This is a genomic window from Spectribacter hydrogenoxidans (assembly GCF_031846275.1).
Classification (GTDB): Bacteria; Pseudomonadota; Gammaproteobacteria; order Nevskiales; family Salinisphaeraceae; genus Spectribacter; species Spectribacter hydrogenoxidans.
Genome location: NZ_JAVRIB010000005.1, coordinates 225345 through 238646 on the forward strand (window position 1 = coordinate 225345; position 13302 = coordinate 238646).

The window sequence follows — 13302 nt, forward strand, 5'->3', positions numbered from 1 at the left end:
CACCACCGGCCCGCCACCGTGTTGGCCCAGCGGTCCTTCTGATCAGCGATCGTCCGCGCTGACCAGGATCGATGCCCCGCTGGCCGCGGACCTGTCAGCGTCGCTGAGGTCGAACTCCACCTTTTCCGGCACTTCGATGCCCCGCTGCACCGCCGGCCGTGCGCCGATTGCCTTGATCCACCGCTGCAGGTGGGGCAGATCATCGACATCCACACCGGCCCAGAAGTGGATGGACACCCAGGCCCAGTTGGCGATATCGGCAATGGAATATTCGCCGGCCAGGTACTCCCGGTGTTCCAGCCGCTTGTCCAGCACGCGGTAAAGGCGCTTGGTTTCCGTCTGATAGCGCTCGATCGCATAGGGGATCTTTTCCGCGGCATAGCGGTAGAACACATTGGCCTGGCCCTGCATCGGGCCGACCCCGCCCATCTGGAACATCAACCACTGGATCACCTCGAAGCGGCCCTTGCGGTCGGTGGGCATGAGTTGCCCGGTCTTCTCGGCCAGGTATTCCAGGATGGCCCCGGACTCGAACACCACGTAATTGTCCTCGTCGTGATCGACGATGGTGGGAATGCGGCCGTTCGGGTTGAGTTCGAGATACCAGTGCTGCTTCTGCTCACCGTTGCTCAAGCTGATCGGGTGCAACTCGTAGTCGAGTCCGAGTTCTTCCAGGGCAATGGAGGCTTTCCAACCGTTGGGCGTGGCGGAGGTGTAGAGATCGATCATTCAATGCATCCTGTTTCGGAAGGGCGTCGGGCGGGCCGGCGCCGGATCTGTCCGGCGCCGGCATGACTAACAGCCGATCAGGCCGCGCGAGCGTCCGCGGGCGACCACTTGTAAGCGGCAAACACCTCGTCCACCGGGGTATGGAAGACGTGGTTGGAATAGTTGCTGAGGGTCTTCACCGCGATCGCCAGAATGATTTCCAGAATATGGCGTTCGCTGTAGCCGGCATTCAGAAACGCCCGGACATCGGCATTGGCGGGCTTGCCGCCCGTGTTCACCATGCGACGGGTGAACCCGGCGAGTGCGGCCAGCTTCTCGTCGGCAATCGGCTTGCCGGCGCGGATGGCCTCGGTGACCGCCTCGGGCACGCCGGACGCCTTGTCCGCAATCATGCTGTGCGCGGCCATGCAGTAGTGGCAGCCGTTGTCGTAACTGATGGTCAGGAACACCACTTCCTGCTCCGCCGGTTCGAAGCCGCTTTCCTCGCGGAATAGCTTGTAACCGTGCAGGTAGGTATCCAGCAGCCCCGGCGCGTTGGCCATGCCGGCATACATGTTGGGCACAAATCCCAGATTGGATTTGGCGTCGCCCAGCAGCCCCTTCGCCCGCTCGTTAGTGTTGTCGGGGTCGACCAGATCGAGAGAGAGTTGGTATTCCGCTGTCATGACGATGTCTCCTTGGTTGTGGCTGTTCTGCCGTGTCGACCGCGGGTGGTGATCAGCCCGACCGTTATGGACCAGGCGGTCCATAAAAAAAGCAAAAGTTTCACGCCAGCGCCTCCAGCGTGATCACGTTGAGGCGGCGCACCTGATCGGGATCGGCTGCGCCGCCCCTGATCAGGTTGCGCACGCCGCCGATGTGAGCGACCAGATACCTCGCCAGATCATCGGCATCCCGAGCCCGGCCAATGCTGCCGTCCGTCTGGCCCAGGATCATGGCACGGTGAAAGACTCGCGTGACGCTGGCGAAACAGTGGCTGACCTCGCTTGACAGCGTCGGTACCGCGGCGCCGAGCTCGTTGGCGGAGTTCATGGCCAGGCACCCGCGCGGCGCGGGCTCGACCGCCTCCGCCGCCAACCCTTCCAGCACGACTTCGATGAACGCACGGCCACTATCGGCGTTCGCCAGATGATCTTCCAGCACGGCAACCATCCCGCGCTGGTAACACGCCAGACAGCGAGCGAACACACGATCCTTGCCCCCGAAGGAGCCGTACAGGCTGCTCTTCGGTCGCCTGCAACAATGTCTGCAAACGGGGTGGCCCGATAGCCATGCGTCCAGAAACACTGCATAGCCGCTTCCAGCGCCTGTTCCTCGTCGAAGCTGCGTGGTCGACCCTGCATGCCAGCATTTCAGGACCGATCAGTCCATGATGCAAACCGCGAGTCAGATTCGATCAGCTGCCGATCAGGCCGGGCTCGAACATATCGCCGAGTCGCTCGGTGAGCCGGCGGTTCTCGCGGTAGTCCACGGGTGCAACCACCAGGCTGGGTCCCCGCTCGGCCAGGGCCCGTTCCATGACGGATGCGAAATCCCGGCTGGCGTCGACGCGGTGACCTTGCCACCCGAAAGCAGTGGCCAACCGCAGCCAATCCGGGTTGGCGAAAGCAAGATCGGTGTGGCGGCCGAACTCGTTTTCCTGCTTCCATGCAATCAGACCGTATTCGTGATCCTCCCACACCAGCATGGTGATGTCGGCGTCCAGCCGCCGGGCGGTTTCCATTTCCTGCACATTCATGAGAAAACCGCCGTCGCCGGCAATGCCCAGGATCCGTCGCTGCGGAAACACCAGGTGCGCACCAATCGCCCCGGGCAGGGCCGAGCCCATGCTGCAGAAGCCGTTCGGAATCAGGCAGGTGTTGGGCTCATGACAGTGGTAATGGCGGGCAATCCACATCTTGTGAGCCCCGACATCTGACAGCACAATGTCCTCGGGCCTCAGCAACCGCCGGATATCCCAGAGCATCTTTTGCGGCCGGATGGTGCCGCGGGTGTCGTCCTCGGCATGCTCGGCGAATTCCGCCTGCATCTGCAGGCGCAGGTCGGCCTGGTAGGCAAGGTCGTAGGCGGGCAGGCCGCGCGCGGCGATGCGCTCGTTGAGCATCCAAAGGGTGTGGGCGAGATCGCCCACCAGTTCCACGTCCGGGTGATAGTGCTCGTCGATTTCCGCTGGCAGGAAATCGGCATGCACGATGCACTTGTCGCGGTTCGGATTCCACAGGTGGGGATGGTATTCGGCCATGTCGAAGCCCAACGTGATCACCAGGTCCGACTCATCGATGGCCAGGGTGGGCAGGTCCTTGCTGCCCAGTCCCACGGTGTACAGGCAGTAGTCGGCGTCCATATCCACCGCGCCCTTGGCCATGAAGGTGTTGAGCACGCCGATGCCGGTGGCCTCGCACAAGCGGCGCAACTGCTTCGAGGCCCGCCGGCGGATGGCCCCGTTGCCAGCCAGGATCACCGGCCGCCGGGCTCGGGCCAGCAACTCGAAGGCCCGGTCGGCGATCTTGTCGTCGATCACCGCGCGGCGAAAGCGGCGGGGCGCCAGCGGCGCAGCGCCCGTGTCCTCTTTGGCCACGTCCTCGGGCAGCTCGACGAGGGTGGCACCGGGCTTTTCCATGCGCGCCAGCCGCACCGCCTTGCGCATGATTTCGGGCAGGGTGTCGGCGCGATAAACCGTGGTGGCCCATTTGGTGACCGGCGAGAACATCTCCACCACATCCATGATCTGGTGGGATTCCTTGTGCAACCGCGAGGTCGCCCCCTGACCGGTGAGCACGATCAGCGGCGCCCGGTCCATGTTGGCGTCAGCCACGCCGGTGATGAGATTAGTCGCGCCCGGCCCCAGGGTGCCCAGGCAGGCCGCTGGGTGGCCAGTGAGCCGTCCATAGGCCTCGGCCATGAAGGCCGCGCCCTGCTCGTGGCGGGTGAGAATGAAACGGATGCGCTCGGACGCCGCCAGCGAGATCATGAAATCCGCGTTCTCCTCGCCCGGCACGCCGAACACGTATTCGACGCCCTCGGCCTCCAGGCACTGCACCATCAGATCGGACGCTTTCATCGGCTTTACTCCTGGACGGCAGGCGGCGGTTTCATCCTCGCCCGTGCGGAGCGTCCAAATCCATGTCCGGGCCCACCGGCACGATGCGGGTGGGATTCACGGTGTCGTGGCTTTCGTAGTAGTGGCGCTTGGCATGGTCGAAGTTGCAGGTGTCGGCGATGCCGGGCTGCTGGTACAGATCGCGGGTATAGCCCCAGAGATTGGGGTAGTCGACGATGCGGCGTCGATTGCACTTGAAGTGGCCGTGGTAGACCAGATCGAAGCGCAGCAGCGTGGGCAGCAGGCGCCAGTCGGCCTCGGTGATGGCGTCCCCGCACAGGTAGCGCTGGCGTGACAGCCGGTCCTCGAGAAAATCCAGCGTGTCGAACAGTGGCGCCACGGCTTCCTCGTAGGCCTGCTGGGTGGTGGCGAAACCGGCCTTGTACACCCCGTTGTTGACGGTGTGATAGATGCGCTCGTTGAGAGCGTCGATCTCGTCGCGCTGATCCGCCGGGCAGTAATCCCCCGGGGTTGCGCCCACGCTGTCGAAGGCCGAGTTGAACATGCGGATGATTTCGGCCGATTCGTTGGTGACGATGGTCTGCCGCTGCTTGTCCCATATCAACGGCACGGTGCAGCGACCCGTCATATCCGGCACAGCAGCCTGGTAGACCTGGTGAATATAGTCAGCGTCGTGGATCGGGTCCGGCACCACCCCCGGGCCTTCGGCGAAGGTCCAGCCCTTGTCACCCATGAACCAGTGGGTCACCGACAGGCTGATCATGTCCTCCAGCCCCTTGAGCTTGCGGTAGATCAGGGTGCGGTGGGCCCAGGGACAGGCCCGGGACACATACAGATGATAGCGGCCGGGCTCGGCGGCGAACCCGCCCTCGCCGGACGGGCCGGGGCGGCCGTCGGCGGTAATCCAGTGACGGAAACTGGCCTCGTTGCGCTCGAAACGCCCGCCGGTGGAATCGGTGTCGTACCACTGGTCGTGCCAGACGCCGTCGATCAATAAACCCATCGTGTTATCACCGTGCTGAAAAATGGTTACGGTCGGATCCCCGACAACCCGTTTACAGACAGGCAGGGACAATACTATGACGCAGCCCCTATGGCACCCGGATGCAGCAGACGTTCAGCGCTGCCACATGCAGGCGTTTCTGGAACGGGTACGGCGGGAATGCGACCCGGCAGTGACCGGCTGGCCCTCGCTGCACCGGTTCTCGCTTGAACAGCCGGACGTGTTCTGGCGACTGGTGTGGGACGACGCCGGCATCCGCGCCACGACCCGCGGCGATCGGGTGACCGAGGGCTGGCCGGCCATGCCGGGTACCCGCTGGTTCCCCGATGCCCGCCTGAATTTCGCCGAGAACCTGTTGCGGAATCCGGATGACCGGCCGGCCATCCTGTTCGCTGACGAAATCGGGGCCCGCCAGACCTGGACCCGCCGCCAGCTGTTCGCCGAGGTCGCCCGCATGGCGGCGGGGATGCGCACCGCCGGGGTGGTGCCGGGTGACCGGGTGGCGGGCTATCTGCCCAACATCCCGCAGACCGTGATCGCCATGCTGGCGGCGGCGAGCCTCGGGGCGGTGTGGTCGTCCTGCTCGCCGGATTTCGGTGTACCGGGGGTGCTCGACCGCTTCGGCCAGATCGAACCGAAGCTGCTGTTCGTGGCCGATGCCTGCCATTACGCCGGACGGCGGTTCGACTGCCTGGCTCGGGTTCGCGAGCTTGTGGCGGCATTGCCGTCGGTGGAGCAGGTGGTGGTGGTCCCGCACGTGGACGACTCGCCGTCGCTGGCGGGGCTGGAGCGGGCGGTGGCCTGGGACGACTTCGCGATGGCGGCCGATGACATCGGATTCGCGTCGCTGCCCTTCGACCACCCGCTCTACATTCTGTACTCGTCCGGCACCACCGGAGCACCCAAGTGCATTGTCCACGGCGCGGGCGGCACCCTGCTGCAACACGCCAAGGAACTGCGACTGCATACCGACCTGGGTGACGGCGACCGCATGCTCTACTTCACCACCTGCGGCTGGATGATGTGGAACTGGCTGGTGTCCGCGTTGGCGGTCGATGCCGCGGTGGTGCTCTACGACGGCTCGCCCTTCCACCCGGACGGCAGCGTGCTCTGGGATCTGGTGGACGAGTTCGGCGTCACCGTACTGGGCGCGTCCGCCAAATGGATCGCCGCCTGCGAAAAGGCCGGGCTGACCCCGCGCACCAGCCATGACCTGGACACGCTGCGCACGCTGCTGTCCACCGGCTCGCCGCTGCTGCCCGCCTCCTTCGACTACGTCTACCGCGACGTGAAGGCCGATATCCAGCTGAGCTCGATCTCCGGCGGCACCGACATCGTGTCCTGCTTCGCCCCGGGCAATCCGCTGCTGCCGGTCTACCGCGGCGAACTGCAGGGACCCGGACTGGGCATGCAGGTGGAAATCCGCAATCCGCAGGGCGAGGTGGTGATCGATGAAACCGGCGAACTGACCTGCGCCCTGCCGTTTCCATCGATGCCGGTGGGGTTCTGGAACGACCCCGGCGGCCACCGCTATCACGCGGCCTATTTCGACACCTTCCCGGGGGTGTGGAGCCACGGCGACTATGCCCGCATGACCCCGCGCGGCGGGCTGGTCATCGAAGGCCGCTCCGACGCCACCCTCAACCCCGGCGGCGTGCGGATCGGCACCGCCGAGATCTATCGCCGGGTGGACACCATCGACGAGGTGCTGGAATCGGTCTGCGTGGGCCAGGAGACCGGTGACGACACCCGCGTGGTCCTGTTCGTGCGCCTGCGCGAGGGAGTACGCCTGGATGACGACCTGCGCCGGCGCATCCGTGACACCATCCGGGCGCAGGTCAGCCCCCGCCATGTGCCGGCGGTGATTGCCCAGGTGCCAGATATCCCCCGCACCGTCTCGGGCAAGATCACGGAACTCGCCGTGCGCGAGGTCATCCACGGCCGCGACGTGGGCAACACCACCGCCCTGGCCAATCCCGACGCGCTGGCCGCATTCCGGGACCGGGCGGAACTGGCGGGCTAGCCGGTCGGCGGCCGGGTTTCTGCCAGCGCCGGACGCTGGCCGAGGTCGTCCGCCCAGCGGGCCAATCCCGGCTGCGTCACCCGCCACTCGATGTCGGGCAGGCGGAAATCGAGATAGGCCAGCGCCACCGCCAGGGCGAGATCACCCAGGTCCGGTTGTTCCACCGGGGTCACGCCATCGGCAATCACGGGCACGGCCCGTTCAATGGCCACCCAGCGGCGGGCGGCGACCGGATCGCTGTCAGGCTGATGACGAAAGCGCTTGGTCACCACCAGATCCACCGCCGCATCGATCAGCACCTTGCCCAGACCCAGCTTGTGGTGCACGGCGGCTGCGGTGGCCGGGGGCATCAGCGCCGGCTCGGGAAAACGGCTTTCCAGAAAGCTGGCGATGACCAGGCTGTCGACAATCGTGGTGCCATCGGCCAGCTTCAGGGCCGGCACCTGGGAATAGGGATTGGCCCGGGTAAGCGGATCGGGGCTGGCCCAGGGGTCGACCCATTCGATGGCGATCTCGTCGGTAAGCGCCTTTTCCAGCCGGATGACGCGAACCAGGCGGGCAAAAGGCGACGTGGGGGAGACGAACAGCTGCATGGCAATGTGGGCTCGGATCAAAGCGTATCCGCAGCGTAACGCCGTGGGCACTGGCCTCGATACCCGCTCAGGGCACCTGCTCGTAATCCTCGGGCGGGTCGTAGGTATCCGCCGCCGGCTCGGCCTGCTCGATCGACATCACTCGGCTTTTCGAGTGCAGCCGGAGTTCCGGACGCGTCAGCGTGACTTCCTGGAGCACCGGGAAACCGGGGATCTGCCGGTAGGCCTGCATCCATTCCGATCCCGGCCGCTGGCCCAGATTCACCATCAGCCGCCGGAAGCCGGCGATGTCCACCGGCACCTCGTCGCTTATCCAGACGTCGATGGTCATGTCGCCGGCCGCTGCCCCGCCGATGCGGTAGCGCCGCGCCGGCCAGCCCTCGATCTCGCGAACGTCGTCGGTACGTTCGACACTGACAGCCGGTGGCTCTTCCGCCGGCCTGTCCGGCAGGGGGATCACCCGGTACTGCTGCGCCAACCGGTTGACGATGAAGATCTTGCCCAGATCCAGCCGGGTGATGATGTAGCGGTTGCCGTCGTCGCGCATGCTGCGCTGGTCACCGAACCAGTGCACCGCATGGGACGGTTCGCCATCGTTGACGGTTTCCCTGACCTGGACACGAATATCCGCCGCGGCCGAACCAATGCCCAGCAGGACCAGGAACAGCGCCGGCCAGCACCGTGCGAAGCCGCTCATGGTCGGGGGATGATCAGGGCGGCAATGTGCGTCCATGCCCGCAAGCTAGCAACCCGTCCATACCCCGGCAATGGCGATGACATCACCACTCAGGCCGCCTCGGCCGACGGCACCAGCTTGCGCTGGCGCAGCAGATCCTCGAAGCGGCGGGCGGTGTCGATCTCGCAACCGCGGCCATGGCGCCGGGCGGCGATCGACTCGTCGCGGTTGTCGATCAGCCGGATATCGTAGATGTAGTTGGGTTCCAGATTGCCGCAGGCACCCACCTCCTCGGCCCGCAGCTCCAGCCGATAGCGGGCGCGGTCGGCCAGATCGGCCGGTACCGGGCCCGGCGTGCCGGCACTCTGGCCGGACTGATAGGGGACCAGCGCCCAGCCGAGTGCGGCCAGCCGGGTATTCAGGCGCCCTGCCAGACCGACATCGGTTTCCGCCACTGCCACCGTATTGGCGGGCGGGGCAGACCGCTCCGGCAACGGCGTCGCGCACCCGGACATCAGCAGCGTGAGCGCCGCCATCCATGCGAGACTTCGTGTCTGCTCTGCAGCCATCTTCAACCAGCCGCCATGGTGGCGCTCCGGGATTCCTATGCGTTGGTTCATTGTCATCGCCGTTTTGTTCCCGCTGGGCGCGGCGCTTGCCGAGGAGGGCCGCGGCATGCAGATTGCCCGCGACGCCGAAGCCCGTTTCGCCGATTATGCCGATCAGCGCGGCGAAGCCACCATGGTGATCCGCACCGCCGATGGCGACGAGGCCCGTCGCGAGCTCCGCGCCCGCAGCATGGAAACCGATGACGGCAGCCGCAGTCTCACGATCATCCAGCATCCACCGGATGTGGCCGGTACCGCACTGCTGACCCACTCTCACAGTCAACGGCCGGATGAGCAATGGCTTTACCTGCCAGCCCTGTCACGGGTGAAGCGCATCGCCGCCGGCAACCGCGCCGGGGCCTTCATGGGCAGCGAGTTTTCCTATGCCGACTTCACCGCCCAGCCGGTGGAGAAATTCGATGTCACCCTGCTGCGCGAGGATACGCTCGACGGCGAGTCAGCGTACGTGCTCGAACGCGTCCCGGAGGATCCGGACACAGCCGTGTACAGCCGGCAGGTGGCCTGGCTGGACCAGGCCCATTACCGCACCCTGCGGGTGGAGTATTTCAACAAGGCCGGCCAGCATCTCAAGACGCTGGAGGCCAGCGACTTCCAGGAGTATCCCAACGGCCAGTGGCGAGCCGGCCAACTGACCATGACCAACCAGCTCACCGGCGGCACCAGCACCCTGCGCTGGCGCGACATCACCTTCGACAACGGTTTCACGCGCCGCGATTTCTCGGTGGATGCGCTGGAACGCGCCCGCTGAGGGTGCTTCAACGTCACGAGCGTCGGGAAAGCCGGGTCCGTTTCAGTGCATCGTCATGACCAACCCGAAACCTGAAACACGCAACTCGAAACGAGGACGCCGCCACCAGCCACCCGTGCACGGCTCGCCCCCACTGACCACTGAAGCCACCAGATGACCGCGGCCTTCCGCTGGATAGTCGGTCACCCCTGGCGCGTCATGCTCCTGGCAGTGGCGGCAACGCTGGCAGCCGCTGCCGGCCTGCCCGGTCTGGGCTTCACCGCGGCCTACGACGCCTATTTTTCGCCGGACAATCCCGAGTGGCAGAACTTCCAGGCCATCGAAGCGAAATTCGACCGGCGCGACAACGTGTTCATGGCGCTGGCCCCGGCCGGCGGCGAGGTATTCAGCGCCGAGACCCTGGCCGCCCTGCGCGAAGCCACCGATGCGGCCTGGGCCCTGCCCTACGCCAGTAGCGTGACCTCGCTGGTCAATTTCCATCAGAGCTTCGCCCGCGGCGACGAGCTGGTGGTGGAACCGCTGATTCCACCCGGCCGATTGTCCGATCCCCAGCGCGCCGATGCCCGCGAACGGGCGCTGGACAACGACCGCATCGCCGGCGGCCTGCTGGCCGAGGACGGCAACGTAACCGCCGTGTCGGTGGTGTTCGACCTGCCGGACAGCGACAAGGAAGCCGCCTTCCGCGAGATCACCACCGCGGTCCGGCAACTGGGTAACCGGCTGGAGGCCGAGCACCCGGGGCTGGGCGTGTACCTGACCGGGTCGGTGATGCTCAACCAGGCGATGGTGGACTCGGTGCGATGGGACCTTACGCATCTGTATCCGCCGTTCTTCCTGCTGATGTTCCTGGTCCTGGCGGTATTCTTCCGGCGGGTGACCACTACGGTGGCCACCCTCGGCGTGCTGGCGATGTCGGTGACCGTCGCCTTCGGCCTGGCCGGCTGGGCCGGCGTCGTGCTCAACACCGCGTCACTGGCCGCCGCCATCATCATCCTCACCCTGGCCATCGCCGATTCGGTGCATGTGCTGGTGGGCTATGCCGGGGCGCTGGCCGAGGGCCGTGACAAGCCGGCGGCCATGCGCGAATCCCTGCGCATCAATGCCCGGCCGGTGCTGCTCACCAGCCTGACCACGGCGCTGGGCTTTCTGGCAATGAACTTCTCGGATTCGCCGCCGTTCCGGGACCTCGGCAACATCGTGGCCACCGGCGTGGTAGCGGCCTGGGGGCTGTCGATCACCTTCCTGCCGGCGGCGATGATGGTGCTGCCCGCGCCCCGCGCCGGGGCCGGCCGGCTCAGCCGCCGGTGGCTGGACCGTCTGGCCCGTATGGTCATCGCCCGGCGGCGCACCCTGATGATGGCGGGGCTGCTGGTGATTGCCGGACTCTCGGCGGCCATCCCTCTCAATCGCTTCGGCGATAACTATGTCGAGTTCTTCGACCCGTCGATCGAGTTCCGCCATGACACCGAGTTCATCAACCGCGAACTCACCGGCATGCAGCTGATCGAGTATCCGCTGCACGCGGGCGCCGAGGGCGCCGCCCAGGCACCCGATTTTCTGCGCCGAGTCGCGGCGCTGGCCGAATGGTTTCGCGAGCAGCCGGAGGTTCGCCGCGTGGTGTCGGTCACCGATCTGGTGACCCGGCTCAACAAGGCCATGAACGGGGGCGATCCGGCGGCGGCGCGCATCCCCGATTCGCGCCAGTTGATTGCGCAGTACCTGCTGGTCTACGAAATGTCGCTGCCGCAGGGAACCGGCATCAACGACCTGATCAGCCTCGACAAGTCGGCGGCACGGCTGGCGGTGGTGCTCAATCCCATCCCGGATCAGCAGATGCGGACACTCGACGCCCGCGCCCGCGACTGGATGCGCACCAACCTCCCCCGGGACATGGTCACGCCGGGTTCGAGCATTTCCATCATGTTCGCCGCCATCGCCCGCCACAACTTCGCCAGCATGCTCACCGGCACGGTGCTGGCGTTCGTCTTTATCGCCGTGGTCATGGCCTGGGCCTTTGGCAGCCTGCGGCTGGGCCTGATCAGCCTGGTCCCCAACCTGGCGCCGCTGGCGATGGGCTTCGGCGTCTGGGGATTGACCGTCGGCCAAACCGGCCTGGCCACATCCGTGGTGGCCAGCCTCACCCTGGGCATCGTGGTGGATGACTCGGTGCACCTGCTGTCCCGATACCGTCTGGCGCGACTGGAAAAGGGTCTGTCCCCGGCCGATGCCGTGCGCGACGCCTTCGCTCACGTCGGCGTGGCCCTGTGCCTGACATCGCTGGTGCTGATGCTCGGCTTCGCGCTGATGACGTTATCCGCCTTCACCATGACCGTGCACATGGGCGCGTTGACCGCGATCATCATCGGCCTGGCCCTGGCGGCGGATTTCCTGTTCCTGCCGCCGCTGCTGGTGACCGGGGATCGCGACGCGCCTGCTGATGACGGTACGTAACTTGCATTGACACTGGTCGGTACCCGACACCAATCCCGGGTTGTGTCATGAGCCTCAGCGTACTTCTCGTCGATGTACACTCGACGCGCTGCTCCACCCTGCGCGCGGCGCTGGAGGAGGCAGGCTTTCGCGTGGTCGGCGTTCTCGCCGACGATCCCGATCTGTACGAAGCGGTGGAACGCATGGCCCCGGATGCGGTGCTGGTGGACGCCGATTCGCCCTCACGCGACACGCTGGAGCATCTGGCCATGCTGGGGCAGCGCTACCCCAAACCGATGCTGATGCTGTCCCCCCGCGATGACCGTCAGAGCCTGGCGGCCGCGGCCGACGCCGGTGTGAGCAGCTATGTGGTGGAAGGGGTGTCGCCCGCGCTGGTGCGCTCGCTGGTGGAGGTGGCGGTGCGCCAGTACCAGGATGCCGAAGTCCTGCGCCAGGAACGCGACGAAGCCCGGGCCGATCTGGCCGGGCGCAAGGTGATCGACCGGGCCAAGTCGCTACTCATGGAGCGCCACGGCCTGTCCGAACGGGATGCCTATCGGCGCATCCGCAAGGCCGCCATGGATCGCGGTCTGCCGATGGTGGAAATGGCCCGGTCCGTGCTTGAGCGTAGTGCGGACTAGCTGCGGCGTGCTGTGTTGCGGTGCAACGGTCGCCGCGCCGCCACTCGACGACGAAGTCGAATGCTGGCCGAAAACCCCGTTTCTGCCAGCATTCGGCCCACATCCGATGCCGATGGCATGAAGCCTGCTTGAATCACCCTGAGCCTGCGGCTGTCCGGATCAACGACGATCCTCCAGGACCGCACGCGGCGACGACAATCTGATTGCGAACAAAGGCGTTCGCCCGTTTCCCGCTAACCGCGGGCTTCGGGCGGACGCCTTTTTTGTTGCCCGGGAGGTCTGGCATGACACGGATGCGAGCACGACGATGGATGATTCTGGCGGCCCTTGTGGCTATGCCGGCCGGGGCCGGGCCGTTGACCGACGCGATAACCGACGGCCGCGCCTCGCTGCATCTCAACCTGCGCTACGAGCAGGCCGAGCAGCAGGGCCGCGAGGACGCCGACGCCCTGACCCTGAGGCCGCGGCTGGGATACCGCACCGGCGCCTGGCGGAATCTGGACGCCTTCGCCGAGTTCGAGGGGGTCTATGCCGTCGGCGGCGATGATGGCTACAACAGTGGCCCGCCGTTCCTGGCTGCCACCAACGGCAATACCGGCTTCGCCACCATCGCGGATCCCGTGGGGGAGCAGATGAACCGCGCCTGGCTGCGTTATCGGGGCCTGCCGGCAACCACGCTGAAAATCGGCCGCCAGCGGTTGATCCTCGATAACGCCCGCTTCGTGGGCAACGTCGGCTGGCGTCAGAACGAGCAGACCTTCGATGCGGT

12 protein-coding genes and 1 pseudogene are annotated in these 13302 nt (G+C 66.1%); 5 read left to right on the forward strand and 8 right to left on the reverse strand.

Features of this window, described 5'->3' with window-relative positions:
- Nucleotides 1-42: 42 nt before the first annotated feature.
- From RM532_RS06685 to RM532_RS06705, 5 genes are all read right to left on the reverse strand, one after another.
- Nucleotides 43-729 (reverse strand): glutathione S-transferase family protein, encoded by a 687-nt coding sequence (locus RM532_RS06685; protein WP_311652434.1) that lies wholly within the window; start codon nt 727-729, stop codon nt 43-45.
- Nucleotides 730-806: 77 nt separating this feature from the next.
- Nucleotides 807-1394, reverse strand: a complete 588-nt coding sequence (locus RM532_RS06690; protein ID WP_311652435.1) for a carboxymuconolactone decarboxylase family protein — start codon at nt 1392-1394, stop codon at nt 807-809.
- A 100-nt stretch (nt 1395-1494) separates the two neighbouring features.
- The gene (locus RM532_RS06695) at nt 1495-1872 is read right to left on the reverse strand and encodes a TetR family transcriptional regulator C-terminal domain-containing protein (RefSeq protein ID WP_311652436.1); all 378 of its coding nucleotides are present in this window, start codon (nt 1870-1872) and stop codon (nt 1495-1497) included.
- 253 nt (nt 1873-2125) lie between these two features.
- Complete coding sequence (locus RM532_RS06700; RefSeq protein WP_311652437.1) at nt 2126-3790, reverse strand: acetolactate synthase large subunit; 1665 nt, start codon at nt 3788-3790, stop codon at nt 2126-2128.
- Between the two features lie 31 nt (nt 3791-3821).
- Entirely contained in the window at nt 3822-4793 is a 972-nt protein-coding gene (locus RM532_RS06705) for a glutathione S-transferase family protein (RefSeq protein WP_311652439.1), read from the reverse strand.
- Between the two features lie 76 nt (nt 4794-4869).
- On the opposite strand from RM532_RS06705, the gene RM532_RS06710 reads away from it, so the two are divergent.
- Nucleotides 4870-6816, forward strand: coding sequence for an acetoacetate--CoA ligase (locus tag RM532_RS06710; protein WP_311652441.1), 1947 nt, complete (start codon nt 4870-4872; stop codon nt 6814-6816).
- Here the strand turns inward: RM532_RS06710 and RM532_RS06715 are convergent.
- From RM532_RS06715 to RM532_RS06725, 3 genes are all read right to left on the reverse strand, one after another.
- Nucleotides 6813-7430: a glutathione S-transferase N-terminal domain-containing protein gene (locus RM532_RS06715; protein ID WP_311652442.1), complete on the reverse strand. Its 618-nt coding sequence runs from the start codon at nt 7428-7430 to the stop codon at nt 6813-6815. The two genes, RM532_RS06710 and RM532_RS06715, sit on opposite strands and share 4 nt — an antisense overlap.
- A 46-nt stretch (nt 7431-7476) precedes the next feature.
- Complete coding sequence (locus RM532_RS06720) at nt 7477-8106, reverse strand: DUF4412 domain-containing protein (protein WP_311652443.1); 630 nt, start codon at nt 8104-8106, stop codon at nt 7477-7479.
- Between the two features lie 89 nt (nt 8107-8195).
- A complete protein-coding gene (locus RM532_RS06725; RefSeq protein ID WP_311652444.1) occupies nt 8196-8705 on the reverse strand; it encodes a hypothetical protein in 510 nt (169 codons plus the stop codon).
- Here RM532_RS06725 and RM532_RS06730 point away from each other — a divergent pair.
- The 4 genes and pseudogenes from RM532_RS06730 to RM532_RS06745 form a co-directional block, all read left to right on the forward strand.
- Complete coding sequence (locus RM532_RS06730) at nt 8692-9462, forward strand: outer membrane lipoprotein-sorting protein (protein ID WP_311652445.1); 771 nt, start codon at nt 8692-8694, stop codon at nt 9460-9462. The two genes, RM532_RS06725 and RM532_RS06730, sit on opposite strands and share 14 nt — an antisense overlap.
- A gap of 153 nt (nt 9463-9615) precedes the next feature.
- Complete coding sequence (locus RM532_RS06735) at nt 9616-11913, forward strand: efflux RND transporter permease subunit (protein ID WP_311652446.1); 2298 nt, start codon at nt 9616-9618, stop codon at nt 11911-11913.
- Between the two features lie 47 nt (nt 11914-11960).
- Complete coding sequence (locus tag RM532_RS06740) at nt 11961-12533, forward strand: ANTAR domain-containing response regulator (RefSeq protein WP_311652447.1); 573 nt, start codon at nt 11961-11963, stop codon at nt 12531-12533.
- A gap of 293 nt (nt 12534-12826) precedes the next feature.
- Nucleotides 12827-13302, forward strand: a pseudogene (locus tag RM532_RS06745) (alginate export family protein); the annotation flags it as partial.

Bases quoted from the DNA above. Each gene is read 5' to 3' on its own strand.
- RM532_RS06685 (WP_311652434.1), bottom strand. From the start codon at position 729: ATGATCGATCTCTACACCTCCGCCACGCCCAACGGTTGGAAAGCCTCC.
- RM532_RS06690 (WP_311652435.1), bottom strand. From the start codon at position 1,394: ATGACAGCGGAATACCAACTCTCTCTCGATCTGGTCGACCCCGACAAC.
- RM532_RS06700 (WP_311652437.1), bottom strand. From the start codon at position 3,790: ATGAAAGCGTCCGATCTGATGGTGCAGTGCCTGGAGGCCGAGGGCGTC.
- RM532_RS06705 (WP_311652439.1), bottom strand. From the start codon at position 4,793: ATGGGTTTATTGATCGACGGCGTCTGGCACGACCAGTGGTACGACACC.
- RM532_RS06710 (WP_311652441.1), top strand. From the start codon at position 4,870: ATGACGCAGCCCCTATGGCACCCGGATGCAGCAGACGTTCAGCGCTGC.
- RM532_RS06720 (WP_311652443.1), bottom strand. From the start codon at position 8,106: ATGAGCGGCTTCGCACGGTGCTGGCCGGCGCTGTTCCTGGTCCTGCTG.
- RM532_RS06730 (WP_311652445.1), top strand. From the start codon at position 8,692: ATGCGTTGGTTCATTGTCATCGCCGTTTTGTTCCCGCTGGGCGCGGCG.
- RM532_RS06725 (WP_311652444.1), bottom strand. From the start codon at position 8,705: ATGAACCAACGCATAGGAATCCCGGAGCGCCACCATGGCGGCTGGTTG.
- RM532_RS06735 (WP_311652446.1), top strand. From the start codon at position 9,616: ATGACCGCGGCCTTCCGCTGGATAGTCGGTCACCCCTGGCGCGTCATG.
- RM532_RS06740 (WP_311652447.1), top strand. From the start codon at position 11,961: ATGAGCCTCAGCGTACTTCTCGTCGATGTACACTCGACGCGCTGCTCC.